We start from the raw sequence: 22,133 nt of genomic DNA, 5'->3' as shown, positions 1-22,133 counted from the left end.
ATGATTTATAAACCATACATACAGTCTACAGTTGATTGATTATCTTAAGAAGGATTAGCTCTATGCGCAATGCGACAGTATCCCGCTTTTTTATTCTCTTTATCGCGGGTATTATGCTGATACCATCACCCATCTATAGCAAAGTTAATGCCGCTATTAATACAAACTCATTTACAGGTGCCTATCTAGCTGGGAGGGTCGCAAATCATGAAAACAAAACAGATCTTGCTATCAATTATTTTAAACAGGCTCTCGCTTATAAACCTGATAACATTGAAACACAAATAGAGCTCCTCGAAGCAATGCTCTTTTCGGGTGCTTTTGAAGACGCTGTTAAACAAGCCCGAAAACTAAAAGAAAAAGACATTATAACACCTTTTGTTTCCTTGACGTTATCGATAAAAAGTCTCATCCAAAAAGATTACAATAATGCCAAGCTTCTGCTACAACTAAAAACACTCCCCGCACCCAATAATCCAATACCTGAATTAATCCATGCTTGGGCTACATTCGGATCTGGGCAGCAATCTCAAGCAATCGCTGATCTTGAAAAAAAACAAGGACCTGCTTGGTATGACTTTTTTATACGTTACCATCTTGCACTCATGTGTGACCTAGCAGGACGTAAGCAGGATGCAAAAAAATATTTCACTCAAGCACTCAATAATAAACAGGGGATACTTATAGCCCCTAGTACCTATGAACGTATTATCATAGCCTATGCCTCATTCCAATTGCGTCATAAAATGCGCAAACACGCTATTGAAACCCTCAAGCATGGCGAACAAATGCTATTAAACCGAGAAATACTCAAGAATATTCGAGAAAAAGTGGAAAAAGGTACTTCCTTAGAAAAGACCGTTAAAACACCTCAACAAGGAGCTGGCGAGGTATTGTATAACTTTGGAACAGCCCTCAACCACAAAAACTCAGGGCGAATTGCACGTATTTTCCAACAATTATCTTTAGCCTTATACCCCCAAAATGACGCAACACTGTTTCAACTAGCAAATATTTCTGCCAAACTGAATGATCACAATCAAGCAATTAAACTTTACCGTGCTTTATCACCAAGCTCCCCTTATTATAGAGTTGGACAGTTACGGCTTACTTTCATTCTTGCAAATAATAATAATTACAATGAAGCCATCAAATTACTTACAGCATTAAAGAAAAAATTCCCCAATGATCGACATATTTTGATAACGCTCGCTGCTTTCTATATGCAAGACAATAAATTTGTCGAAGCTACCAAAACTCTGGATCGTGCTATTGCACAGATAACAAACTTTCAACAAGAGGATTGGAAACTCTTTTATCAACGTGGTATCGCTTTCGAACGTTTAGATCAATGGACAAAAGCTGAACTTGATTTGCGAAAAGCACTTGAATTTTTTCCTGATCAGCCGGATATCCTTAATTATCTAGGCTATTCACTTGTTGAGCGTAATCAAAAGCTTGAAGAATCGCTCCATATGCTGCAAAAAGCTTCTGCACTACAATCGCAAAATAGTCATATCCTAGATTCTCTAGGGTGGGCTTACTACAAGCTTAAGCAATACAATAAAGCTGTTCAAATATTGGAAGCTGCCGTCAAGTTACAACCTGAAGATCCAACATTGAATGATCACTTAGGCGATGCCTATTGGCAAGTTGGGCGTAAACGTGAAGCAATATTTCAGTGGAATCACGCAATCGATGGAGAAGCAAAAAATTCTAAAAAAATCCAAGAAAAACTGAAATTTGGCTTGCAATAAAGAATGATGCTTGACCATAACCATATGAAACAATAGACAGTTATGAAGGCTGAAATTCCTTTGGTCGCTATCTGTTGATTGAACATTAAAGAGTATAAAGCGTGAAACTGCCTGAATATCTCAACCCTATACGCTCTTTTCAGGGGCTTATCTTGACTTTGCAAAATTATTGGGCACAGTACGGATGTGCGATTTTGCAACCTTATGATATGGAAGTCGGAGCTGGGACTTTTCATCCCGCAACAACACTGCGCTCATTGGGGCCACGCCCTTGGAAAGTGGCTTACGTTCAACCCTCTCGACGTCCAACAGATGGACGATATGGTAAAAATCCAAATCGTTTGCAGCACTATTATCAATTCCAAGTGCTTCTCAAGCCCTCTCCTCCTAATCTACAAGAGCTTTACATTAAATCTCTACAAGCTATCGGTCTTGATACAAAACTTCACGATATTCGCTTTGTTGAAGATGATTGGGAAAGCCCAACCCTTGGTGCTTGGGGTCTTGGATGGGAATGTTGGTGCGATGGGATGGAAATCTCGCAATTCACCTATTTTCAACAGGTTTGTGGCATCGAATGCGCTCCGGTTTCAGGAGAACTCACTTATGGACTTGAGCGTTTAGCAATGTATATCCAAGGTGTTGATAATGTTTATGATCTTAACTTTAATGGTTTGGATGGAGAAAACCAAATAAGTTATGGGGATATTTTTTTACAAACAGAACAAGAATATTCATACTATAACTTCGAATTTGCTGATACCAAAATGCTGTACCAGCATTTTATTGATGCAGAACGTGAATGCATTGCACTCCTTGAAGCTGGAAAACCAAATAAAGAAAATGATTCACATCGGTGTGTTTTTCCAGCTTATGATCAATGTATTAAAGCCAGCCATATCTTTAATCTTTTGCAAGCACGTGGCGTTATTTCTGTGACCGAACGACAAAGTTATATTCTTCGCGTTCGTGATCTCGCACGCCGCTGTGGAGAAGCCTTCTTACTCACTAAAGCTGGTCAAATGCATACAAAGGAGAAGTCTAATGTCTGATCTTCTTCTCGAACTTTTTAGCGAAGAGATCCCCGCTCGCATGCAGCGAAAAGCTGCTATCGACCTTAAAAAATGTGTTACGGATCAACTTGTGAATGCAGGCTTAACCTATAAAGCTGCTCGTGAATATTGGACTCCTCGTCGGCTAACATTAGACATACGCGGTCTTTCTATACGCTCAAAGGATATCCATGAAGAACGCAAAGGCCCCAGTACAAACTCACCACAACATGTCATTGATGGCTTCCTACGCGCAACAGGACTGAGCGATATTTCTGAAGCACACATCGCACATGATCGTAAAAAGGGTGATTTTTATATCGCTAAAATCATAAAAAAAGGACGAAGTGCCGAAGAAATTATTGCTGATATTTTACCAGACATTATTCGCAATTTTCCATGGCCGAAGTCTATGCGTTGGGGCAAAGATTCAGCAAAAAGTGGCGCACTGAAGTGGATCCGGTCTTTACAAAACATTCTTTGCGTCTTCGGACCAGAAATTGGTGAAACGCATATTATTCCGTTTACTATTGGTTCTCTCAAAAGCAATAATCTAACCTATGGTCATCGCTTCTTAAGTGACGGAAAACCTCTCCAAGTTCGCCGCTTTGACGACTATACTACCCAGCTTGAAGCTCATAAAGTCATTTTGGATGCGGAAAGACGAAAGAATATTATTTTGGCTGATGCTCAAAATCTGTGCTTTGCAAACGGCTTGGAACTGGTGCAAGATAGTGCTCTCTTAGAAGAAGTTGCAGGACTCGTTGAGTGGCCTGTTATCCTTGTCGGCAGTTTTGACAAATCTTTCCTTGATATTCCTCCGGAAATTATTCGCTTGACCATTCGAGCCAATCAAAAATGTTTTGTAACGCGCAAACAAGGTGAAAAGATCAAACTCTCGCATCATTTTATTCTTGTTTCTAATATTCTTGCAAGCGATGAAGGCAAAGAAATTTCTAAAGGAAATAGTAAAGTTGTCTGTGCGCGTCTTTCCGATGCACTTTATTTTTGGCAAACAGATCAGCATGATTTGCCAGATATAAAAAACTTGAAATCCTCCGTTCAGAGATTTGATCTTGATTTAAAGAAACCTCTCGATCAAAGAATGGCACGGCTTGATCATTTAAATGTCACTTTTCACGCAAAACTGGGCACACAAGGTGCAAGAGTAAAGCGAATCGCTTCCCTAGCACAAAAAATTGCACCTTTAGTGCAAGCAGATCCTCTTTTAGCTAAACGTGCAGCAATGCTTGCAAAAGCTGATTTACAAACAGAAGTTGTAGGAGAATTTCCTGAACTGCAAGGACTTATGGGACGAAAATATGCCCTCCTTCAAGGAGAAGATCCTCGCGTAGCTGAAGCAATCGAAGACCATTATAAACCTCAAGGACCAAAAGATCGTATTCCGCAAGAACCTCTTGCTATAGCTCTTGCACTGGCGGATAAAATTGACATGCTCGTTGGTTTTTGGCTCATTAATGAAAAACCAACCGGTTCAAAAGATCCCTATGCGTTAAGACGAGCAGTATTAGGAATTATCAGGCTTGTACTTTTGCGTGACTGGAAAATTAATCTTATGCCACTGTTTAATCTGGCAATGGGTTTTTTCTTACAGCAAAAAAACAAATATGAAAGATCGCAAATAGAATCTGAACAATCACAGAATCTACTTCTGGATAACAAAGAACATATTTTATCAGATCTGTTGTGCTTTTTTCATGAACGTTTAAAAATCTATCTAAAAGAGGAAGGCGCTCGTTATGATGCTATTGAAGCAGTCTTAAACAAAGATGCTGATGATTTATTACTGATTGCGCGTCGCGTCGAAGCGCTTATCGCTTTTATCAATACAAATGATGGAGGTAGTTTTTTAGCCGCTGTAAAACGTACTATAAACATTCTTGAGAATGAATGTCAAAAAGGCTTAACAATAGAAAATGAAATTAATCCTGAACTCTTTATTGAAACAGAGGAAAAAGAGCTCTATCAAGCAGTCATTGAAATAGAAAAAAAGGTTTGTGACCACATCAATACCCAAAATTTATCATGCGCACTCAATACGCTAGCGCAACTGAGAAAATTTATCGACACATTTTTCGAAAAAGTATTAGTGAATGATAAAAACCCCAATTTGCGTAATAACCGTCTCGCACTTCTCAAACGTACCCATAGCATTACACAAACGGTTGCAGATTTCTCAAAACTTGTAGTGTAAAACTGAAATACTCTGTGAGTTGAAAAAATGATGAAAATGGAATTCTCTCACTTCTTTGCATTTTTATTCAAAAAGCATTGTGAAATTACCTCACCATGAAATTTGTAATAAATTCAAAAAACTGCAGAATTTTCGGTATAAATAATACTTTATTTATTGAATAAAAAGCCGAGTAAATTAGAAAACAGAGAAATTAAGAGAGATAAAAATCAGAAAATCTCTGCTAGTCTCAAAAAAGAACTATCCTCCAAAGGATTACCCCCCCCTTTGAACTCACCTAATATCCCCTAATTAAGATACGCTTTCATTTTGGTAAGAGATTCTTCAACGAGAGACTCCTTAATAAGTTCAGTCGTTTTGTTAGAATCTAATTCCTTCGCAATAAGCGTGCGCGCAGCAGAAACCGCTAAATCAATAGCAGATGAAGAAACCATGCGCACCGCATCAGCTTCTGCTTGGGCAATTTTTTGCTCTGCCAATTTATTGCGATTCTTTACATAGTCTTCTGCTTTTGTACGGGCTTCAGAGATAATAGCCTCAACTTCACGCTTAGCTGCAGCAATAATCTCTTGCGCATCCTTTTCTGCTTCCGCATGCTTGCGCTGATATTCGGCTAGAATTTCCTGAGCTTCTTCACGAAGACGGAGAGCCTCATCAAGCTCGTCCTTGATACGCTTTGCCCGTGCATCAAGGTGGCGCACAGCCATCTGTGGAACTTTGAAATAAACCAAAAGAGCCAGAAAAAGAACTAATCCAACAAAAGCCCAAAAAGTATCTGTCATCTTTGCAATCCTCAGTAACTTGCTGTTTTAACAGCTGAACGAACAGATTCCTTGCTGACATCAACATCAATCAATTTTTTTACAATTTCAAGAGCTACTTCTTCAGCAATTAAGCCAACATTTTGCATAGCTTTATCCCGAATTTTTGCTATCTGTTTTTCAGCATCTGTTAGCTTTTTCTCTAAACTTGCTTCAATTTCTTTTCGTTCAAGCTCAGCCTTTGCCTTTATCTCCTCACCAGCTGCCTGTGCTATAACATGAGCTTGTGAACGCGCTTCTGCTAATTTCCGCTCGTAAGTTTCAACTACGCTATCTGCTTCTTGCTTCATGCGCATCGCCTGATCCAAATCAGACGCGATTCGATCCCGACGTGTTTCAATAACACCACCAATACGTGGTACAATTACACGAGAGATGAAAAGATAAAAAAGCCCAAAAGAAATCGCTAACCAAAAAAGATGTGAACCAAAATGCACAAAGTCAAAGGGGGGAAACACACGATCCGCATGCTCTCCTACATTTTTAATATGCTCTACCGGTGTTTCAGTGTTCTGTGCATAAGCGCTAGAAATAAGCATCCTATCTCATCCTTCAAACAGCTTACTAAAGCTCTTTATTGAAAACAAATGATAGCTGATTAACGGTTTCTTCCAATGCAAAGTCCAAAGAGCATGCCCGCCTTTTATCAAGAAAGCAGGTATACCCCTTTTTAAAATGATTAAACCGCAAAAAGAAGCAACAAAGCAACAAGCAATGAAAAAATGCCCAAAGCTTCCGTCACAGCAAAACCAAAAACGAGACGACCAAACTGACTATCTGCTGCCGACGGATTGCGTAATGCACCAGAAAGATAGCTCCCAAAAATGTTTCCAAGGCCCAAAGCCGTCCCCGCCATACCAAAGCAAGCAAGACCAGCACCAATATATTTTGCTGCAAGCACCAATTCCATATTATTCTCCTTTAAAGCGAAATTGCACAATTCGACGGAAAACCGCCAGTTTTATTAATGTCCCGGATGGACTGCATCATTAAGATACATACAAGTTAGAACCGTAAATACATAAGCTTGAAGAAATGCAACCAAAAATTCAAGAGCAGTAATTGCTACGGTCATGATAAGCGGTAAAATTGAACCGCCAATGCCCATGATCCCTACCCCAATCATTGAAACAATAAAACCAGAAAATACTTTGAGGGTAATATGACCAGCAAGCATATTCGCAAAAAGACGGAGTGAAAGACTAATAGGGCGAGAAAAAAAAGAAATAACCTCAATCATCGTAACCAGAGGTAAAATCACAACAGGCACACCACTGGGAACGAATAGTTTCAAAAAACCAACCCCATGCTTATAAAAACCATAACCAATAACCGTCAAAATCACCAACATCGCCAGTGAAAATGTGATCATAATCTGAGAAGTAATCGTGTAAAAATAGGGAAAAAGCCCAATAAAATTAGCTACTAAAATAAAAGTAAATAGGGAAAAAACTAAAGGGAAAAATTGCATTCCCTGCACACCAGACGACTCTCGTAAAGTCGATGCCACAAATTCATACGCCATCTCTGAAAGAGATTGCATTCTTGTCGGAACTAACCCACGACTTGATGATGAAATGAAGAGGAAGGCTGAAGTTACAACAACTGTAGCCACTATAAAAAATGATACATTGGTAAAAGACAAATCCATATTTCCTATGGAAATATTAATTAGCCGCCTAATCTCAAACTGATGGATAGGATCTGGAGCGTGCGATGTCACTTCAACCTCATTTATCGGACCTCTTATCGTCCTCTTTATCTTTGCGCGATGCGCCTTTTTGCTCTAACTGACTGGGAGCAACATACCCCACAGACCGAAGAATACTTAATACACCTGCAGCGAATCCAAGAAAAAGAAAAAATACCAAACCCCACGGCAATGAACCAAATAGCTTATCAAACCCTAGTCCTAAAACAACACCCACAATAATACTTGCCAAAAACTCACTGGAAAGCTTAATTGCACGGGCTACCGTCCTTCGTGGCTCGTCTCCCTGATTCTCGTACCTCCGCTTCTTTAATGCTTCCTTGCGCATTAAAGCTAAACCTAAATTTTTACTACGACATTCCAAATCCTCTGAATGAAAACAGTCTTCTTGCCTTTTCTCTTCAGCTTCCTTCTCTGGTACAACGAGTTCGTTGCCCTTCGCCATAATTGGCTCCTTAATCAAAAAGCAAAGTCAAAACGCATCTTATAAGACCGTCAGTAACATATTGTTCTCAAAATTATTCGTCAAGCCACTAAAAGAAATCTATCACAATTTATCGCATAAATAACGTGTCTTTCAATTTTATGAACTTTGGCCATTCAGGCACCTTCAAATAATCACCCTCATCTGTGTGATAATATGTTACTGCCTCACCTTAAGGAAAGCCATACTCATCCTCATGTGACAACTCTAGAAATATATTAAGTAAACATCTACTGAAAAAATCTATTGTCGTACATTCTATCCATCGTTAGTAAATTAGCATGAAGGTTTATTCATCTTTTAACCCATGCACTTCTTCCTGTGTTTGAAATTAATAAGCTTTGCAAATAGTTCCATTCTCTTTATTCTGCATAAACAACTATAAACAGCGGCATTTCTACTCACCAATATATATTACTGACCGATGGTGAGATGGTGAGATGGTGAGATGGTGAGATGGTGAGATGGTGAGATGGTGAGATGGTGAAAAGATTCTCTTTGCAATAAAAAATGTTTTTTCTTTTTATTGAAGATAACGTCATTATTTTTTGAGATAATCAATTAATTTTCGATATTAAAACGCAATAATTCATGGAAACGCTTATTTCTCACTTGCTTTTCAACGCAGATTTCATGCGCTTTAAATAATAGGGAGGAATTATTCCTTTTTGGAACGCGCTGCAAAAGGATTTTCAGAGGCCCGTAATGATATGCGGATTGGTATACCTGGCATTTCAAATGTATCACGCAATCCATTGACGAGATAACGTACATATGATTGGGGCATTACCTTCGGTCGCGAACAAGAAACCACAAACCCAGGCGGACGTGTTTTAACCTGTGTTATATATTTAACCTTAAGTCGGCGCCCAGAAACCGCAGGCGGTGGATGATGTGTAATGACCGTTTCAAGCCATCGGTTGAGTTTTCCGGTGGAAATACGACGATTCCACACACGGTGCATCATCATGACATTTTCCATAAGTTTATCAATCCCTTGGCCGTATTGACCTGATAAAGGAACAGCTCTCAAACCACGAACTTGAGGAAGAAGGCGGGCACATTTTTCATGTAAATCAACCAATGTTACTTGGCTGTTTTCAATAAGATCCCATTTATTGAAAGCAATAAGTGGAACGCGCCCTTCACGAATCACAAGATCAGCAATTTGTAAATCCTGCTTTTCAAAAGGCGCAGTTGCATCAAAAACGATCACAACCACTTCTGCAAAACGGATCGCACGCAAAGTGTCTGCAACAGAGAGTTTTTCTAATTTTTCTTGAATTTTCGATTTTCGACGCAATCCTGCAGTATCAAAAAGTTTGATATGACGACCACGCCATTCCCAATCCACAGAAATAGAATCACGTGTAAGCCCCGCTTCTGGTCCTGTTAATAAACGATCTTGCCCCAACATCCTATTAATGAGAGTCGATTTTCCTGTGTTTGGGCGACCCGCAATTGCAATCCGAAGGGGTTTGCTTTCATCATAAACAGAGTCCTCTTCCTCCAAATCATTCACATCATCATCAACAGATGCCGGCTGTACAATAATATGTTTTTCTTCGTTCTTGCTTTCAAAAGCTCTCTCTTTACCAAGAGAACCGACAATTGCATCACGAAGATCTGAAAGACCCAAACCATGCTCAGCGGATATTGGACAGGGCTCTCCAAAACCTAATGACCACGCTTCATACTCTCCCCCTTTTGCTGCTTTTGACTCAGATTTATTAGCAACAAGCACAATCGGTTTTCCCGATTTGCGAACCAATGAAGCAAAATTTAAATCACTCGGTGTTATTCCACTTTTCGCATCAAACACGAATAAGATAAGATCAGCTTCCTCAATAGCAACTTTTGTATGAGATCGCATACGACCTTCGAGTGTATGATCACCCGATTCTTCCAACCCAGCCGTATCAACCACATCAAAACGCAGATCTTGAAGTTTCGCCGCATGAATACGCCGATCGCGTGTTACACCTGGCTTGTCATCAACTAAAGCCAATTTTTGCCCGACCAAACGATTAAAGAGCGTTGACTTCCCAACATTGGGGCGACCAACTATAGCAATGGTAAGGCTCATCAATTTATTCCTTATTTGCTTTGCCCTCAGCTTGAATAAGCTCAAGCATAATTCGCGCCCTATCTGCTATTTTGGATCCTAGAGCACCTTCTTCAAAAATCTTTCTAAAATAATAAACCGCATCATCCATTTTATCTGCTTTATAAGCAGCTAAACCCAAAGCCTCTCTTGCTGACATATGCATAGAATCAACATCACTTGCCATATCTTGGACGCGTTTTTTCACATCATCCAAGGTCCCTGTATCAACCAAAATATAAGCCGCCCGAATTTTTGCAACTTTTCGCAAAATTTGTGGTGCTTTTTTATCAGCCGCGACAGAATCAAGGATCTCTACTGATTTAACAGCATCACCTTTTTCCATAAGTAAAGAAGCCTCACGTAAACGGGCAAGAAAAGGATACCCCCCAAAGTTAGAAGCTTTAACACTTTCCAATTGCTTCATCGCTTCATCAAAATGACCTGTGTCCGCAAAATCAAGGACTTTTACAAATGCATCACCAATACGAGCGGATTTCTTTATTTGCTCATGATGGTAAATTTGATAAGCAACTATCATGAGTATAAAAAGAATGGCTGCTCCAATAATTGAAAGACCATAACGTCTCCAAAAAGCAAGAGCCTTTTCCTGACGAAACTCTGCATTTACTTCAGCAATAAAACTATCATACGACATATAATCATACCTTGAAAAAATTACTTTCTGCACTTTTACGCATAAATGAACAAAGATGGTAGCCCTAATCAACGAAAAAACTTAAAATTGCCAGCCTCTTCGTTTCAAATCAATGTATATCCGATCAGATTAGACTTTTTTAAATGCATCACTTAAAAAAATGTTACCGCCTTTTGGTTTACATGACAGCTTTTGCATCTCTTTATTTTTTTAAAATAGTAAAATTATCATGGCCTTGATGTCCACCATGCATTCTTGCCTATAATCTCGATAGCGTACCCGTACCCCCCAGTTATGTATTGTACGAGAACAATCTTTTCAAACCTTAAAAGCACCTATTGCATTGCTCTTTTCAAAAGCTTTGGTTGATGAATTACATTGGGAAGCCAATTCATTAAAAAATTTTAATAACAAGATATGGATTAATTTCCATGATTGGAAATACCTAAAACAAAATAAAAAAGTATTTTTATCCAACCTCAAAGAAATGCTGAAGCTTATAATAGAAGCTTGATACAAATCCAAACTCTAGGAAAAATTCTTTGCACAAAGTATTCTCTTCAACTTGCCTTTATCCGATTAACAACCTGTGTGACTAGTACTTAGAGGTTCAAAAAGTGTTCTATTATAATGGCCAAATCCACATGAGCATTGGAACCGCAACAATGACTATTAATACCGCTAACGGAGCACCAAAGCGTGGATAATCACTAAAGCGATATCCTCCAGGCGCCATCACAAGCATATTACTTTGATGTCCAATAGGTGTGAGAAACTCACATCCCGCACCAATTGCAACAGCCATCAGAAAAGCCTCAGGCTTATAATGAAGGGAATGTGCAAAACTTGACGCAATTGGTGCTACCATCATCACCGTTGCTGCGTTATTCAAAAATGGCGTTACCAACATAGCTGTAATCAACATGAGTGCTAATGCACCAGATGGTGGAAAAAATACCGCTAATTGGCTAAGCCATTGACCTATGAGATCCGTGCATCCTGTCTTCTCTAGTGCTTCACTCACCGGAATAAGAGCTGCTAATAACACTAATATTTGGCCATCTAATGCTTGATACAAATCACGCACTGGCAAAACCCGAAAGATAACCATTGCAGCGGCAGCAGAAAAGAAAGAAAATGCAACTGGAACAATCTGAAAAGCCGTAAAAATGACCGCTATAAAGAGAATAGCTAAAGAGACAAAACCATGTCGTAAATTGCCAAACACAATATTACGTTTTGCTAAAGGCAAACATTTCAGTTCCCGTAACAAAGTTGGAATAACCATATCCTGTCCTTGCAAAACAATCACATCTCCAAGATGGAAAACGATATCACCAAGCCTTCCTCGGACCCTTTCATGTTGCCGACTTAACGCAAGCAAATTTACATCATAACGATCAAAAAGCGAAAAACTTTTCGCACTGATGCCAATAAGAGGTGAATTATGTGTGACAACTGCTTCAATAATATCAATATCGCTGTCCTTATCACCCGTAGAAATAGTTCGATCCGTAGAAAATTCTAAACGAGCTGCACTCATCACACTATCTAGCCCTGTATGCGAGCCTTCCAGTAAAATAATATCTCTTTCAGATAAAACAAAATCTGGAAGTGGCGAAATAGATACTTCGTTTCTGATGATTTGAACAACCATGACATCACCACCTGATGGCTTAACGAGATCAACAATGGTTTTCCCCACAATCGGTGAATTTGTTGGTATCTGCACTTCCGAAACATAATTACGAATATCAATAGCATCATCAAACGAGACACCTGCACGGACACGCACAGGTAAACGCCAAGAAAAAAAGACCAAATATAGGACACCAGCAGTAGCAACAGCTGCACCAACCGGCGTGAAATCAAACATGGTAAAAGGAGTACCTGTCAAACGTTCTTGCATAGCTGAAATAACGACATTGGGGGAAGTCCCTATCTGAGTCATAAGACCGCCCAACAAAGAACCAAATGCCATCGGCATTAAAAAAACAGAGGGGGAAATCTGAGAACGACGAGCAAATTGAAAAGCAATCGGAAGCATAATAGCCAAAGCTCCAATGTTTTTAACAAACATTGATAAAAACACCACAGAAATAACCAAAAAAGCCAATTGAAGGCGCACGGATTTCACATCTGGCCATGTCCGCTGGATAATAAATTCCATTATACCAGAGCGCGAGACAGCTGTACTAACAACAAAAACACTCCCCACAATAATAACAATATCATTACTAAAACCGCTAAATGCCTCCTTCGGGCTGACAAGGCCAACGGTGCAAGCAATCAATAATGTACAAATAGCGACAAGATCATAACGGAACCGATCCCAAATAAAAACGACCATCATAAGACCAATGATAGAGAAAGCCATTATTTGATTTTCTGTCATGATACCCGTCTCTCCCCATTAGATTGCAATGAACAACAACATATCTTTTATGTTTTAACTATTCCTATAAATAGCGGCAAGGCAAAAGCAAACGTAGATATACTTTAAAACAATTTAATGGTGAACATAATCGTAATCAGCATAAATTTCTTTCTCTAATTATGAAAAACTTTCTATAAGATGCTGAAATTAAAGAAATTGGGTGATAGCTAGTAAAAACGTATTGCCAAAAAGATGAGAATGATTCTACATGTGTAATTAGAGGGTGGTGGCAGATAACTGTTTGGTGCATACCATATCTGAAGTTTTATGGTCGCTTAAAGGAACTTATTTATACTCTCACATAAAATGATAAAAGCGAAAGAGGAAATGATGGTTAATGTTAACAGTGGGTACCGCAGTAATCTAAAATATTGGCTAACTTGTATTATTGGATTTGTTGCTATCCTAGCGATCATAGTTGTTGGTGGTTTTTATATAGCAAAACCTTATCTTAATAGTTTTGTAAAACGAGAAATAGCACGCCATTTTATAAAAGCAGAGACATCTGATGTTAGCATCATAGGCAAAGTCAATTTGACAAATGTTACACTCCCAACTCCTGCCGGCACTTCACTTAAAATTGGTGCTATTTCTGCCCGACCTCCTATTTCTTTTATTCCTGGGACTTTCACACTGTATAATGTTGATTTAAAATATAATGATAAGCATAACAATATTCGTATAAAAATTCCCCAAATTTCTCTCAATAGCGTCATCTTAAAGGAAAAGGATGCCACAATCACATCGCGCCTTTTGCAATCCATTATGCGTATTGAGCTCTCCTCAATCGTTGCTCCGGATATACAGTTTTTTGTAGACAATACAAATGAACGCGTCGAAAAATTTGAAATAAAAGATTTTAAGCTTTCTGATTTTAAAAATGGTCGTATTCGTTCTGTTGGCATCAAAAATATGGATCTTGAATTGATAGTAGATGGCGACAAACAAACGCGTATGATGACTAAAAGTGATGCAATAGAAGCACATGATATCGACATCAACTATGCCTATGCTATCCTTTTGGGAAAAGGTAATCCTATCAATGAACTAAAAAACGTTACTGGTCCTATTTCTTTGAAAAATCTAATAATTGATATTTTTAAAGGAAAAGAAAAAGATAGTTCTCTTGCTGTTGGTGCATTTAAAACATCCGGTTTTAAAATGAAATCGTTCGAACAAGCACCTCAAAAGTTGATTGACGCTTACTTGAATGCACGAAAAAAAAATAATCCAGAAATCGCAAAAAAAATACAGCGTGATATTCTCATAAATAACTTCATTAACATTACCTTGGCTGATGCAGAAGTGAGTAACCTCACCCTCGACACACCGCAGTTTAAAGAAACACTCGAGTCATTCCAATTCAAACAAAGCTTATGGAAGCAGCCTATACCCAAAAAACTCCTTATCTCTTTTAATAACGCTTCATTTTCACCTAAAAAAATGAACGAAAAAGATTTAGAACTCCTAAAAAAGATGGGCTTTGAACACATTGATTTTTCAGAAAAAATTGATATTTCTTATGATGAGGAAAAGCGTACACTTTCTCTTAATGCTATGTCTTTTAACATGAAAAATGTTGGTTCTGGAGAAGTATCGGCAAAGGTTGTTGATGTTGATGAAAAACTTTTTTCTGCGCAAAAAGATTTAATGATCGCGGCTTCTCAAAACCTTGGGGTCACTGATATTAACATTAGCTATACAGATGCTGGTTTCATTGATAAGCTTTTTTCTTATCTTGCACGAAATCTTGGTGACACAAATCATGATCTCAAAAAAGAGCTCTATAACAATTTCTATCTGATGATGACACAAACTCCAAAACTACTGCTAAAAAATCATGACGAAGCAGAAAAGATTTCAAAAGCTTTTGGCAAGTTTGCTGAAAATCCTCAAACCTTGGTTGTAAAAATTAAAGCGAAAGACGAAAAAGGGCTTACGATAACTGATCTGGAATCTGCTTTAAAAAACGATTTGTCCACAGTTTTAAACAAAGTACATCTCACTGTAAAAAATAAAGCATCACCCTAAAAAACATGTTGAGATTTCAACATAATCTTGTTGTCTATAAATTTAAAAAGCTTTATTCCTCTTTTTTTCTTTTGTATGATGAAATGCGGTGACATGCATAACAATCTACGCAAAAGATGTATATTAGCAGAATTGTTGATACTTGGAGTTGTTTATGTCTGATTTATCCTCAAGTCGCTTACCAAATCGCGCCTCTCTTGTCGCAGATCGAGCGATCTCTGCTCTTGAGCGTTTTCTCCATATCGAAGCCCTTAGTGGTATTGTTCTTTTATTAGCTGCCGCCGCTGCACTCGTTTTTGCCAATTCTGAATATGCTTCTCTTTATGAATCCTTCTGGCATACACCTCTTGGATTTAACTTTGGCCATTTTACCCTCTCATGGGATTTACATTTCTGGGTCAATGATGCTCTCATGACTGTTTTCTTTCTCGTAGCGGGAATGGAAATTCGACGCGAAATTCACGAAGGCGCTCTTGCCGATTTTAAACAAGCAATCTTGCCAATTGTTGCAGCAATAGGCGGGGTTTGTCTCCCTGCAATTATTTACCTCAGCTTTAACTTTAATGGTGGAGAAACATATGGTTGGGCTGTGCCAACGGCAACAGATATTGCCTTTGCACTAGGAATTCTTGCTCTTCTTGGGAAAAAAATTCCTGCTAACCTTCATGTCATTCTTTTATCATTAGCAATTATTGATGATATTATTGCTGTTCTTATTATCGCTTTCTTCTATTCAACAAACATTGATCCTAGTGGTTTAGCCATTGCAGCAGTAGGTATTGCTTTGGTGTTATTTTTTCAATGGATTGGACTCGCATCAGCATGGATTTACATTCTACCTGGTGCGATTATCTGGTGGGGCTTAATGATAACGGGCGTTCATCCATCACTAGCTGGCGTGATTCTAGGTATGATGACTCCAGTTTTTCCTACTCGCAGCCATGTAGCTCCGCTCTCAATATTGAGCAATGCAATGCAAATCCTTCAAGAAAAAAATCTCAAAACAGATCTACACCATATCTCAACCGCATTGAAAAAAATGCGTAAAGGACAACGTGATATGATTGCACCGGTAACACGTGTTCAAAAGGCATTGCATCCATGGGTTGCATACGTTGTAATGCCAATTTTTGCCTTTGCAAATGCTGGTGTTAGTTTTGCAAATTTTGACCTGTCTTCTGACAAATCATTCTTGGTTGTTCTCGGTGTTGTCATTGGTCTTTTTATAGGGAAACCTTTTGGTATTATCACTGCTAGTTATCTCGCTGTAAAATCAGGACTCTGTCGCCTGCCCCCTCATACAACATGGACAGGGATATTACTGATTGGATTCTTAGCCGGTATTGGTTTTACAATGTCTATCTTCGTTTCAATGCTTGCTTTTAAAGATATTGTCCTTCTTGATTCGGCAAAAATTGGTGTTCTTTGTGGATCTGGTTTATCTGCTCTTGCCGGTCTTGGATATGGGATTTTTTATATCAAGCGCAATACAAAAATTCCTCATAATTCTCAATGAACTATATGATAACGCACGTTTTATACTAACCTTTTAAAAAAGTGATCTGATAGATTTGTTCGGCTGTAGCTGTGTCATAATTACAAAAACAAACAAGGAAAAGAACCTTAACATATCGTGCCTCTTCATCAATGGATAAGTGCAAAAGGTGCATTGCCTTTTTGAAATCTATTTAACTTTACTGTGAAGCTGCATGAAAGAAGTCCATTACAATAATGTATGATTTACATAACATAATGTGTCTTCATCTGATTTCATCATTCAGATCCCAACCGGTTTATGTAGATAAACTGCATACATACGATAATCAATAAGTTAAGAGATACGGAGTAAATTGTATATCACAGTCTTCTTCTAAAGTTGTCGTTGGAAATTTTCTAGTGCCTCGATCTTCATTACTCCTCTCATTACAAAAACTCTGGTTTCCATAACCAAGTGGATTATCATCTGCTTCATTGAAAATTATGGAGCGCTTTTTTATTGCGCTTGATATAAAGAAGCCCACATCCAGAGCCTACAAGAGCAGATAGATTAGAACCCCAAAATCCATATGCCAAGGAAAAAAGAAAGCTTTTGCGTATTTCGTAAATTGAGAGTATCCCTTTACTAGCAATTGCTAGATAAATCCTTATTCTTAATGCTTATTCACCCTTGAAAAGGATAGAATACTCCCACGCGATACACATAAAGTTCTAAATGATCATATGAAAAAAGAAAAATATTAATAGAAAATATTTTATAAATTATATTTTGCGTAATTACGTGAATAATCCGATGCAACCAAACTTTGTGAGTGCTCTCATATTAATCTCTGCATTCACGAATTTCCACTCGCGTAATATATCCTGAAAAAGAGGCGTACTTTCCCTCTTTTACTAAAGCACTTGTAAGAAATTCTCTACGCTCCGACACATATAAATATCTTATGTTATTCTAAATCCCTTTGGCGCTAAAAAATACTTATCCCTTATCAAGCCCATAAACAGCATGTAATGTTCTGACCGCAAGTTCAGTGTAAGCGCTATCAATCAAAATAGAAATCTTAATCTCTGAAGTCGTAATTGCCTGAATATTAATACCTTTTTCAGATAGAGCCTTAAAAGCTGTAGCCGCAACACCGGCATGGCTGCGCATTCCAATACCAATAACAGACACCTTGGCAAGATCGCTTTCAAATTGAATAACGTCAAACCCTATCTCTTTACGATTTTTCTCAAGAAGCGCAACGGCTTTATCTACATCTGCTGATGGTACTGTAAAAGTCATATCGGTCTTTGAGCCATCTTCAGAAATATTTTGCACAATCATATCGACATTAATCCGCTCTTCAGCTAAGGGGCCAAAAATTGCTGCGGAAATCCCTGGGCGATCTGCAAGTCTACGAAGTGAAATTTGCGCTTCATCCTTAGCAAAAGCAATACCAGTAACATTTTGTTGTTCCACGATTTCATCCTCATCGCAAATAAGTGTTCCAGGAGAATTCATCGGATCTCCCATGCCTAAAGCATCAGGATCCTCAAAACTTGAGCGCACAAAGGTACGGACTTTATGAACCATAGCCAGTTCAACAGAACGAACCTGTAAAACCTTCGCCCCAAGGGAAGCCATTTCAAGCATTTCTTCAAAAGCCACTTTGGGTAAACGGCGTGCCTTAGGCTCTACACGTGGATCAGTTGTATAAACACCATCCACATCTGTATAAATATCACAACGATCAGCCTGTATAGCTGCTGCTATTGCAACAGCACTCGTATCTGACCCACCACGCCCCAAAGTAGAAATCCGATTATCTGGTGCTAACCCCTGAAAACCAGCAATAACTGCTACCTGACCTTCTTGAACACGCTGTATTAAAAAAGATCCATCAATATCTGTAATACGCGCACTACTATGCGCACCATCAGTATGAATAGGAATTTGCCAACCAAGCCATGAACGAGCATTTACTCCCATCGCTTGAAGTGTAAGAGCTAATAAACCCGCAGTTACCTGCTCACCAGAAGCAACAACCACATCATATTCGTAAGCATCTCCACGCATTGGAGAAGCCTCACACGTCCACTGAACAAGTTCATTGGTTTTACCCGCCATTGCTGATACAACAACCGCAACCTCATTACCTGCATCCACTTCTCTTTTGACATGCCGTGCAACATTATGAATACGTTCAATGTTTGCCACAGATGTTCCGCCAAATTTCATGACAATCCGCGCCATCAATAACACTCTTACCTTTACGTTTCTTATCTCAAAAGATAATGAGAATAAGGCCTTACTCCCGTATCACCCAAACCCACTTTCTCACATACCCAATATCTATCATTTGCGCAAGTCTCATATGTATATGTTAATTTCTCTTGACTTTAGGATAAAATCCTCTTGACTTGATTATAAAAAAATAAAAGGAGAACAATATGGTAAATGAAACGCGCACCACAATTGACCAGAACGAAATTGATCACTTTTCCCGTATCGCTGCGGAGTGGTGGAATCCAAAAGGAAAGTTTCGACCACTTCACCAATTTAATCCAACACGTCTTGCTTATATTAGAGAAAAAATCTGTCTGGCATTTAATCGTGATCCTGTTTCACTTACGCCCTTCAAAAATTTAAAAATTCTCGATATTGGCTGTGGCGGAGGTTTGTTATGTGAACCAATGGCACGTCTTGGCGCTACAGTTGTTGGTGCTGATGCTGCGCAAACAAATATTGAAGTCGCAAAAATCCATGCAACCCAAAGCGAACTTTCAATTGATTACCGTACCACTACGGCAGAAATGCTTGCCAATGAAGGAGAGAAATTTGATATCATCCTTAATATGGAAGTTGTTGAACATGTTGCTGATGTCAATCTCTTCATAGAAGCCACAGCAAAAATGCTCAAACCAAAAGGACTGATGTTTGTCTCAACACTCAACCGCACATGGAAAGCATGGGGGCTAGCTATTGTAGGCGCTGAATACGTTTTACGTTGGCTTCCTAAAGGAACTCATGATTATAAAAAATTCCTAAAACCTCAAGAACTTAAAAATTTCTTATCAAAAAACGCCCTCACTGTCATTGATGAGATAGGCATTACTTATAACCCCTTAAACAATAGCTGGAATCGCTCAAAAGACATGGACGTTAACTATATGCTTCTCGCAAAACAGCCCTCATAGAGTACATCATAACCTATAGCTTTTTATACCTTCCAGTAAAGGGTTGAGCTTCCCCGCAGCATCTAAAGCATAGAGATCATCGCAACCACCGACATGATAATCACCTATAAAAATTTGTGGAAATGTATTACGCCCATTCGCCCGTTGCACCATTTCTTGGCGAAGTGACGTTGATGCATCAATATCTGTATATTTCACACCTTTTTTATCAAGCAAAGCACGCGCTTTTGTACAATAAGGGCAGTTAGGGCGTGTATAAAGTGTTATCTCTTTCATAATTTATTTTCCAATGTTTTTTTAATAGTATAGGCTTTAGATCCCTCTCAATAATTGGGAGAAATGGAAACTTCTTCTAGAGCACGCGAAAATGTTAAAACATCAACCTGTCGTGCTCCTGCGCGTTTTAATGTTGCAGCCGCCGCTGTAACTGTTGCACCTGTGGTGAAAACATCATCAATCAACAAAATAGAACGTCCCTTTAAATATTTTTTAACTTTATGCGGCACCTCAAAGGCATTTAGCACATTCAATTTTCGTTCCCTAGCAGATAAACTAACCTGTGGCAGGGTATGTCGACAACGCACAAGCCAGCCAGGTTTAAAAATTTTTTTCTGTGTTCCTGCAATATAACGAGCAAGCTCTGCAGATTGATTATAACGTCGCTTAAAAAAACGACGAAAATGCAAAGGAATGGAAATAATGACATCACAATCATCAATAATCTCGCGCCCAGCAAATACCATCCAATTGGCCATAAAAGATGCCAGTTCTATATGATCACCATATTTCAATCGCGTTACCAGAGCTTGCGCCACCCCTTTATGAACAATAGCAGAACGAACATGCGAGAAAGGATGAGAATTTTGAAGTGCTTCACCACTGAGAAAACCATCACCCATATCACAAACAAAAGGGATTCCCATAACAGGGCAATAAGGTTTTGTGATAAATTGAAGACCTTTCCAACATTCCGAGCAAATCGTACCATAAGCAGAAACTCTTTGCTTACATCCAAGACAAATCGGTGGATATAAAATTGTTAGCAAGCGCTCAACAAACTTACTGAATATATCCCCGCCATTTAAAGCCAGTTCTCGAAAGCATAACATCATCAATTTAGGCTTTTATAGCTTCCCTATACAATAAAATTCCCTATGTACTTTCTAAATTTAATTCCTTTAAAAATTCTTACTTCTTATAAATTTGTTTTTCTTTCACATCATAAACTTGACATAGCTTGCGTAAAAATGAACCTTTGTAAAATATACTTTGAATCATAGGGTGAAAGACTTCAACGATATGTCATACTCTTTAATTTTTGATCATGCTCAGATTGAACAATTCCGCAAACGTGCTTTCCAAAAAGCAAAAAAGGGATACGATTTCTTACTGTCCTCTACCGCTGAGGATCTCTATAAACGTCTCAGTACTGTTGATCGTCACTTTACATTAGCTCTAGATTTACACAGCCATACAGATCTTGCCGCTCAAGCTTTGATAAAATCCGGTAAAGTCTGTTCCATAGAACGCGTTGAAACTGATAGACTTTATCAAAGTCATGACAAAAAATTTCATTTACGTCATCGAGAGTTGCTTGGTTTTCCTCAACATTATTGTGATCTTATCGTTTCGCTTCTTTCATTACAGCTAACCAATGATACCCCTGGCGTTCTCAGTCAGATAAAAAATATTCTTAAACCAGATGGCTTATTTCTTGCTGCTATGGCTGGAGCTGGCACGTTAAGAGAATTGCGCGAGAGTCTACTGCAAGCTGAAACTGAGATTTATGGTGGAGTTAGTCCAAGAATTTACCCCTTTGCTGATATTCGTGATGCTGGGGCTCTTTTACAGCGTATCGGTTTTGCCTTACCCGTAGCAGATGTTGAAGAGATCACTATACGCTACAATACAATGTTTGATCTTATGCATGATCTTAAGGCTATGGGGATGCAAAACGCACTCATCAATCGCTCACGACGCCCCGTGTCCAAGCGTTTTTTCCTTCGCGCTGCTGAAATCTATGCCGAACGATTTAGTGATCCCGATGGTCGTATTCGCGCACATTTTTCTTTCATCTGGTTGTCTGGTTGGGCTCCTGATAAAAATCAACAAAAACCTATGCAACCAGGCCAAGCTCAAATATCTCTTGTAGATATTTTAGAAAAAACAACCTAAACAAAAACAAG

The 22,133-nt window shown here is 38.7% G+C and carries 18 protein-coding genes; 7 read left to right on the top strand and 11 right to left on the bottom strand.

The window, feature by feature from the left end; genetic code table 11:
- Positions 1–62 precede the first annotated feature (62 nt).
- The 3 genes from ABD915_RS00160 (at position 63) to glyS (ending at position 5,024) form a co-directional block, all read left to right on the top strand.
- On the top strand, positions 63–1,757 hold the full coding sequence (locus ABD915_RS00160) for a tetratricopeptide repeat protein (protein WP_345113439.1): 1,695 nt from the start codon (positions 63–65) through the stop codon (positions 1,755–1,757).
- A 101-nt stretch (positions 1,758–1,858) separates the two neighbouring features.
- A complete protein-coding gene (locus tag ABD915_RS00155) occupies positions 1,859–2,809 on the top strand; it encodes a glycine--tRNA ligase subunit alpha (RefSeq protein WP_345113436.1) in 951 nt (316 codons plus the stop codon).
- Positions 2,802–5,024 (top strand): glycine--tRNA ligase subunit beta, encoded by a 2,223-nt coding sequence (gene glyS, locus ABD915_RS00150; RefSeq protein ID WP_345113433.1) that lies wholly within the window; start codon positions 2,802–2,804, stop codon positions 5,022–5,024. Before ABD915_RS00155 ends, glyS begins: the two co-directional genes overlap by 8 nt.
- Before the next feature lie 287 nt (positions 5,025–5,311).
- Here the strand turns inward: glyS and ABD915_RS00145 are convergent, their stop codons facing one another.
- The 8 genes from ABD915_RS00145 to ABD915_RS00110 form a co-directional block, all read right to left on the bottom strand.
- Positions 5,312–5,806 carry a F0F1 ATP synthase subunit B gene (locus ABD915_RS00145; RefSeq protein WP_345113430.1) on the bottom strand — a complete coding sequence of 165 codons (495 nt, stop codon included), beginning with the start codon at positions 5,804–5,806 and terminating at the stop codon, positions 5,312–5,314.
- An 11-nt stretch (positions 5,807–5,817) separates the two neighbouring features.
- Positions 5,818–6,384 carry a F0F1 ATP synthase subunit B gene (locus tag ABD915_RS00140; RefSeq protein ID WP_345113428.1) on the bottom strand — a complete coding sequence of 189 codons (567 nt, stop codon included), beginning with the start codon at positions 6,382–6,384 and terminating at the stop codon, positions 5,818–5,820.
- A gap of 140 nt (positions 6,385–6,524) precedes the next feature.
- Positions 6,525–6,755 (bottom strand): F0F1 ATP synthase subunit C, encoded by a 231-nt coding sequence (locus ABD915_RS00135; RefSeq protein ID WP_004855165.1) that lies wholly within the window; start codon positions 6,753–6,755, stop codon positions 6,525–6,527.
- A 54-nt stretch (positions 6,756–6,809) separates the two neighbouring features.
- Positions 6,810–7,568: a F0F1 ATP synthase subunit A gene (locus ABD915_RS00130; protein ID WP_345113425.1), complete on the bottom strand. Its 759-nt coding sequence runs from the start codon at positions 7,566–7,568 to the stop codon at positions 6,810–6,812.
- A 7-nt stretch (positions 7,569–7,575) separates the two neighbouring features.
- Entirely contained in the window at positions 7,576–8,001 is a 426-nt protein-coding gene (locus ABD915_RS00125) for an AtpZ/AtpI family protein (RefSeq protein WP_345113422.1), read from the bottom strand.
- A gap of 697 nt (positions 8,002–8,698) precedes the next feature.
- The gene (der, locus tag ABD915_RS00120; RefSeq protein WP_345113418.1) at positions 8,699–10,126 is read right to left on the bottom strand and encodes a ribosome biogenesis GTPase Der; all 1,428 of its coding nucleotides are present in this window, start codon (positions 10,124–10,126) and stop codon (positions 8,699–8,701) included.
- A 4-nt stretch (positions 10,127–10,130) separates the two neighbouring features.
- Positions 10,131–10,802 carry a DUF2659 family protein gene (locus tag ABD915_RS00115; RefSeq protein WP_345113416.1) on the bottom strand — a complete coding sequence of 224 codons (672 nt, stop codon included), beginning with the start codon at positions 10,800–10,802 and terminating at the stop codon, positions 10,131–10,133.
- A 625-nt stretch (positions 10,803–11,427) separates the two neighbouring features.
- Positions 11,428–13,197, bottom strand: a complete 1,770-nt coding sequence (locus ABD915_RS00110) for an SLC13 family permease (RefSeq protein ID WP_345113414.1) — start codon at positions 13,195–13,197, stop codon at positions 11,428–11,430.
- A gap of 372 nt (positions 13,198–13,569) precedes the next feature.
- On the opposite strand from ABD915_RS00110, the gene ABD915_RS00105 reads away from it, so the two are divergent.
- Positions 13,570–15,270, top strand: coding sequence for a hypothetical protein (locus tag ABD915_RS00105; protein WP_345113923.1), 1,701 nt, complete (start codon positions 13,570–13,572; stop codon positions 15,268–15,270).
- A gap of 154 nt (positions 15,271–15,424) precedes the next feature.
- Entirely contained in the window at positions 15,425–16,786 is a 1,362-nt protein-coding gene (gene nhaA / locus ABD915_RS00100; RefSeq protein WP_345113412.1) for a Na+/H+ antiporter NhaA, read from the top strand.
- Between the two features lie 960 nt (positions 16,787–17,746).
- Here nhaA and ABD915_RS00095 read toward each other — a convergent pair.
- On the bottom strand, positions 17,747–19,003 hold the full coding sequence (locus ABD915_RS00095; protein WP_345113410.1) for an aspartate kinase: 1,257 nt from the start codon (positions 19,001–19,003) through the stop codon (positions 17,747–17,749).
- A gap of 197 nt (positions 19,004–19,200) precedes the next feature.
- Between ABD915_RS00095 and ubiG the strand changes: the two genes are divergently transcribed.
- On the top strand, positions 19,201–19,947 hold the full coding sequence (gene ubiG, locus ABD915_RS00090) for a bifunctional 2-polyprenyl-6-hydroxyphenol methylase/3-demethylubiquinol 3-O-methyltransferase UbiG (RefSeq protein WP_345113407.1): 747 nt from the start codon (positions 19,201–19,203) through the stop codon (positions 19,945–19,947).
- Positions 19,948–19,953: 6 nt separating this feature from the next.
- On the opposite strand, the gene grxC is transcribed toward ubiG, so the two are convergent.
- Together grxC and ABD915_RS00080 are read right to left on the bottom strand one after the other, a co-directional pair.
- Positions 19,954–20,223, bottom strand: a complete 270-nt coding sequence (grxC, locus tag ABD915_RS00085) for a glutaredoxin 3 (protein ID WP_345113404.1) — start codon at positions 20,221–20,223, stop codon at positions 19,954–19,956.
- Positions 20,224–20,270: 47 nt separating this feature from the next.
- Positions 20,271–21,056 (bottom strand): ComF family protein, encoded by a 786-nt coding sequence (locus ABD915_RS00080; protein WP_345113920.1) that lies wholly within the window; start codon positions 21,054–21,056, stop codon positions 20,271–20,273.
- A 190-nt stretch (positions 21,057–21,246) separates the two neighbouring features.
- Between ABD915_RS00080 and ABD915_RS00075 the strand changes: the two genes are divergently transcribed.
- Positions 21,247–22,122, top strand: a complete 876-nt coding sequence (locus ABD915_RS00075) for a methyltransferase domain-containing protein (RefSeq protein ID WP_345113402.1) — start codon at positions 21,247–21,249, stop codon at positions 22,120–22,122.
- Positions 22,123–22,133 lie beyond the last annotated feature (11 nt).

The sequence above is a fragment of the Bartonella jaculi genome, from assembly GCF_039543045.1.
GTDB lineage: Bacteria > Pseudomonadota > Alphaproteobacteria > Rhizobiales > Rhizobiaceae > Bartonella > Bartonella jaculi.
Note: the sequence above shows the minus strand (reverse complement) of the source record. Positions and strands in the feature narration are given on the sequence as shown.

What these genes read in the sequence shown, in the direction of transcription:
- ABD915_RS00160 (WP_345113439.1), top strand. Translation starts at nt 63, where the DNA reads ATGCGCAATGCGACAGTATCCCGCTTTTTTATTCTCTTTATCGCGGGT.
- ABD915_RS00110 (WP_345113414.1), bottom strand. Translation starts at nt 13,197, where the DNA reads ATGACAGAAAATCAAATAATGGCTTTCTCTATCATTGGTCTTATGATG.
- ABD915_RS00080 (WP_345113920.1), bottom strand. Translation starts at nt 21,056, where the DNA reads ATGTTATGCTTTCGAGAACTGGCTTTAAATGGCGGGGATATATTCAGT.
- der (WP_345113418.1), bottom strand. Translation starts at nt 10,126, where the DNA reads ATGAGCCTTACCATTGCTATAGTTGGTCGCCCCAATGTTGGGAAGTCA.
- ABD915_RS00145 (WP_345113430.1), bottom strand. Translation starts at nt 5,806, where the DNA reads ATGACAGATACTTTTTGGGCTTTTGTTGGATTAGTTCTTTTTCTGGCT.
- ABD915_RS00140 (WP_345113428.1), bottom strand. Translation starts at nt 6,384, where the DNA reads ATGCTTATTTCTAGCGCTTATGCACAGAACACTGAAACACCGGTAGAG.
- glyS (WP_345113433.1), top strand. Translation starts at nt 2,802, where the DNA reads ATGTCTGATCTTCTTCTCGAACTTTTTAGCGAAGAGATCCCCGCTCGC.
- ABD915_RS00075 (WP_345113402.1), top strand. Translation starts at nt 21,247, where the DNA reads ATGTCATACTCTTTAATTTTTGATCATGCTCAGATTGAACAATTCCGC.
- ubiG (WP_345113407.1), top strand. Translation starts at nt 19,201, where the DNA reads ATGGTAAATGAAACGCGCACCACAATTGACCAGAACGAAATTGATCAC.
- nhaA (WP_345113412.1), top strand. Translation starts at nt 15,425, where the DNA reads ATGTCTGATTTATCCTCAAGTCGCTTACCAAATCGCGCCTCTCTTGTC.
- ABD915_RS00125 (WP_345113422.1), bottom strand. Translation starts at nt 8,001, where the DNA reads ATGGCGAAGGGCAACGAACTCGTTGTACCAGAGAAGGAAGCTGAAGAG.
- grxC (WP_345113404.1), bottom strand. Translation starts at nt 20,223, where the DNA reads ATGAAAGAGATAACACTTTATACACGCCCTAACTGCCCTTATTGTACA.
- ABD915_RS00105 (WP_345113923.1), top strand. Translation starts at nt 13,570, where the DNA reads ATGGTTAATGTTAACAGTGGGTACCGCAGTAATCTAAAATATTGGCTA.
- ABD915_RS00095 (WP_345113410.1), bottom strand. Translation starts at nt 19,003, where the DNA reads ATGGCGCGGATTGTCATGAAATTTGGCGGAACATCTGTGGCAAACATT.
- ABD915_RS00115 (WP_345113416.1), bottom strand. Translation starts at nt 10,802, where the DNA reads ATGTCGTATGATAGTTTTATTGCTGAAGTAAATGCAGAGTTTCGTCAG.
- ABD915_RS00135 (WP_004855165.1), bottom strand. Translation starts at nt 6,755, where the DNA reads ATGGAATTGGTGCTTGCAGCAAAATATATTGGTGCTGGTCTTGCTTGC.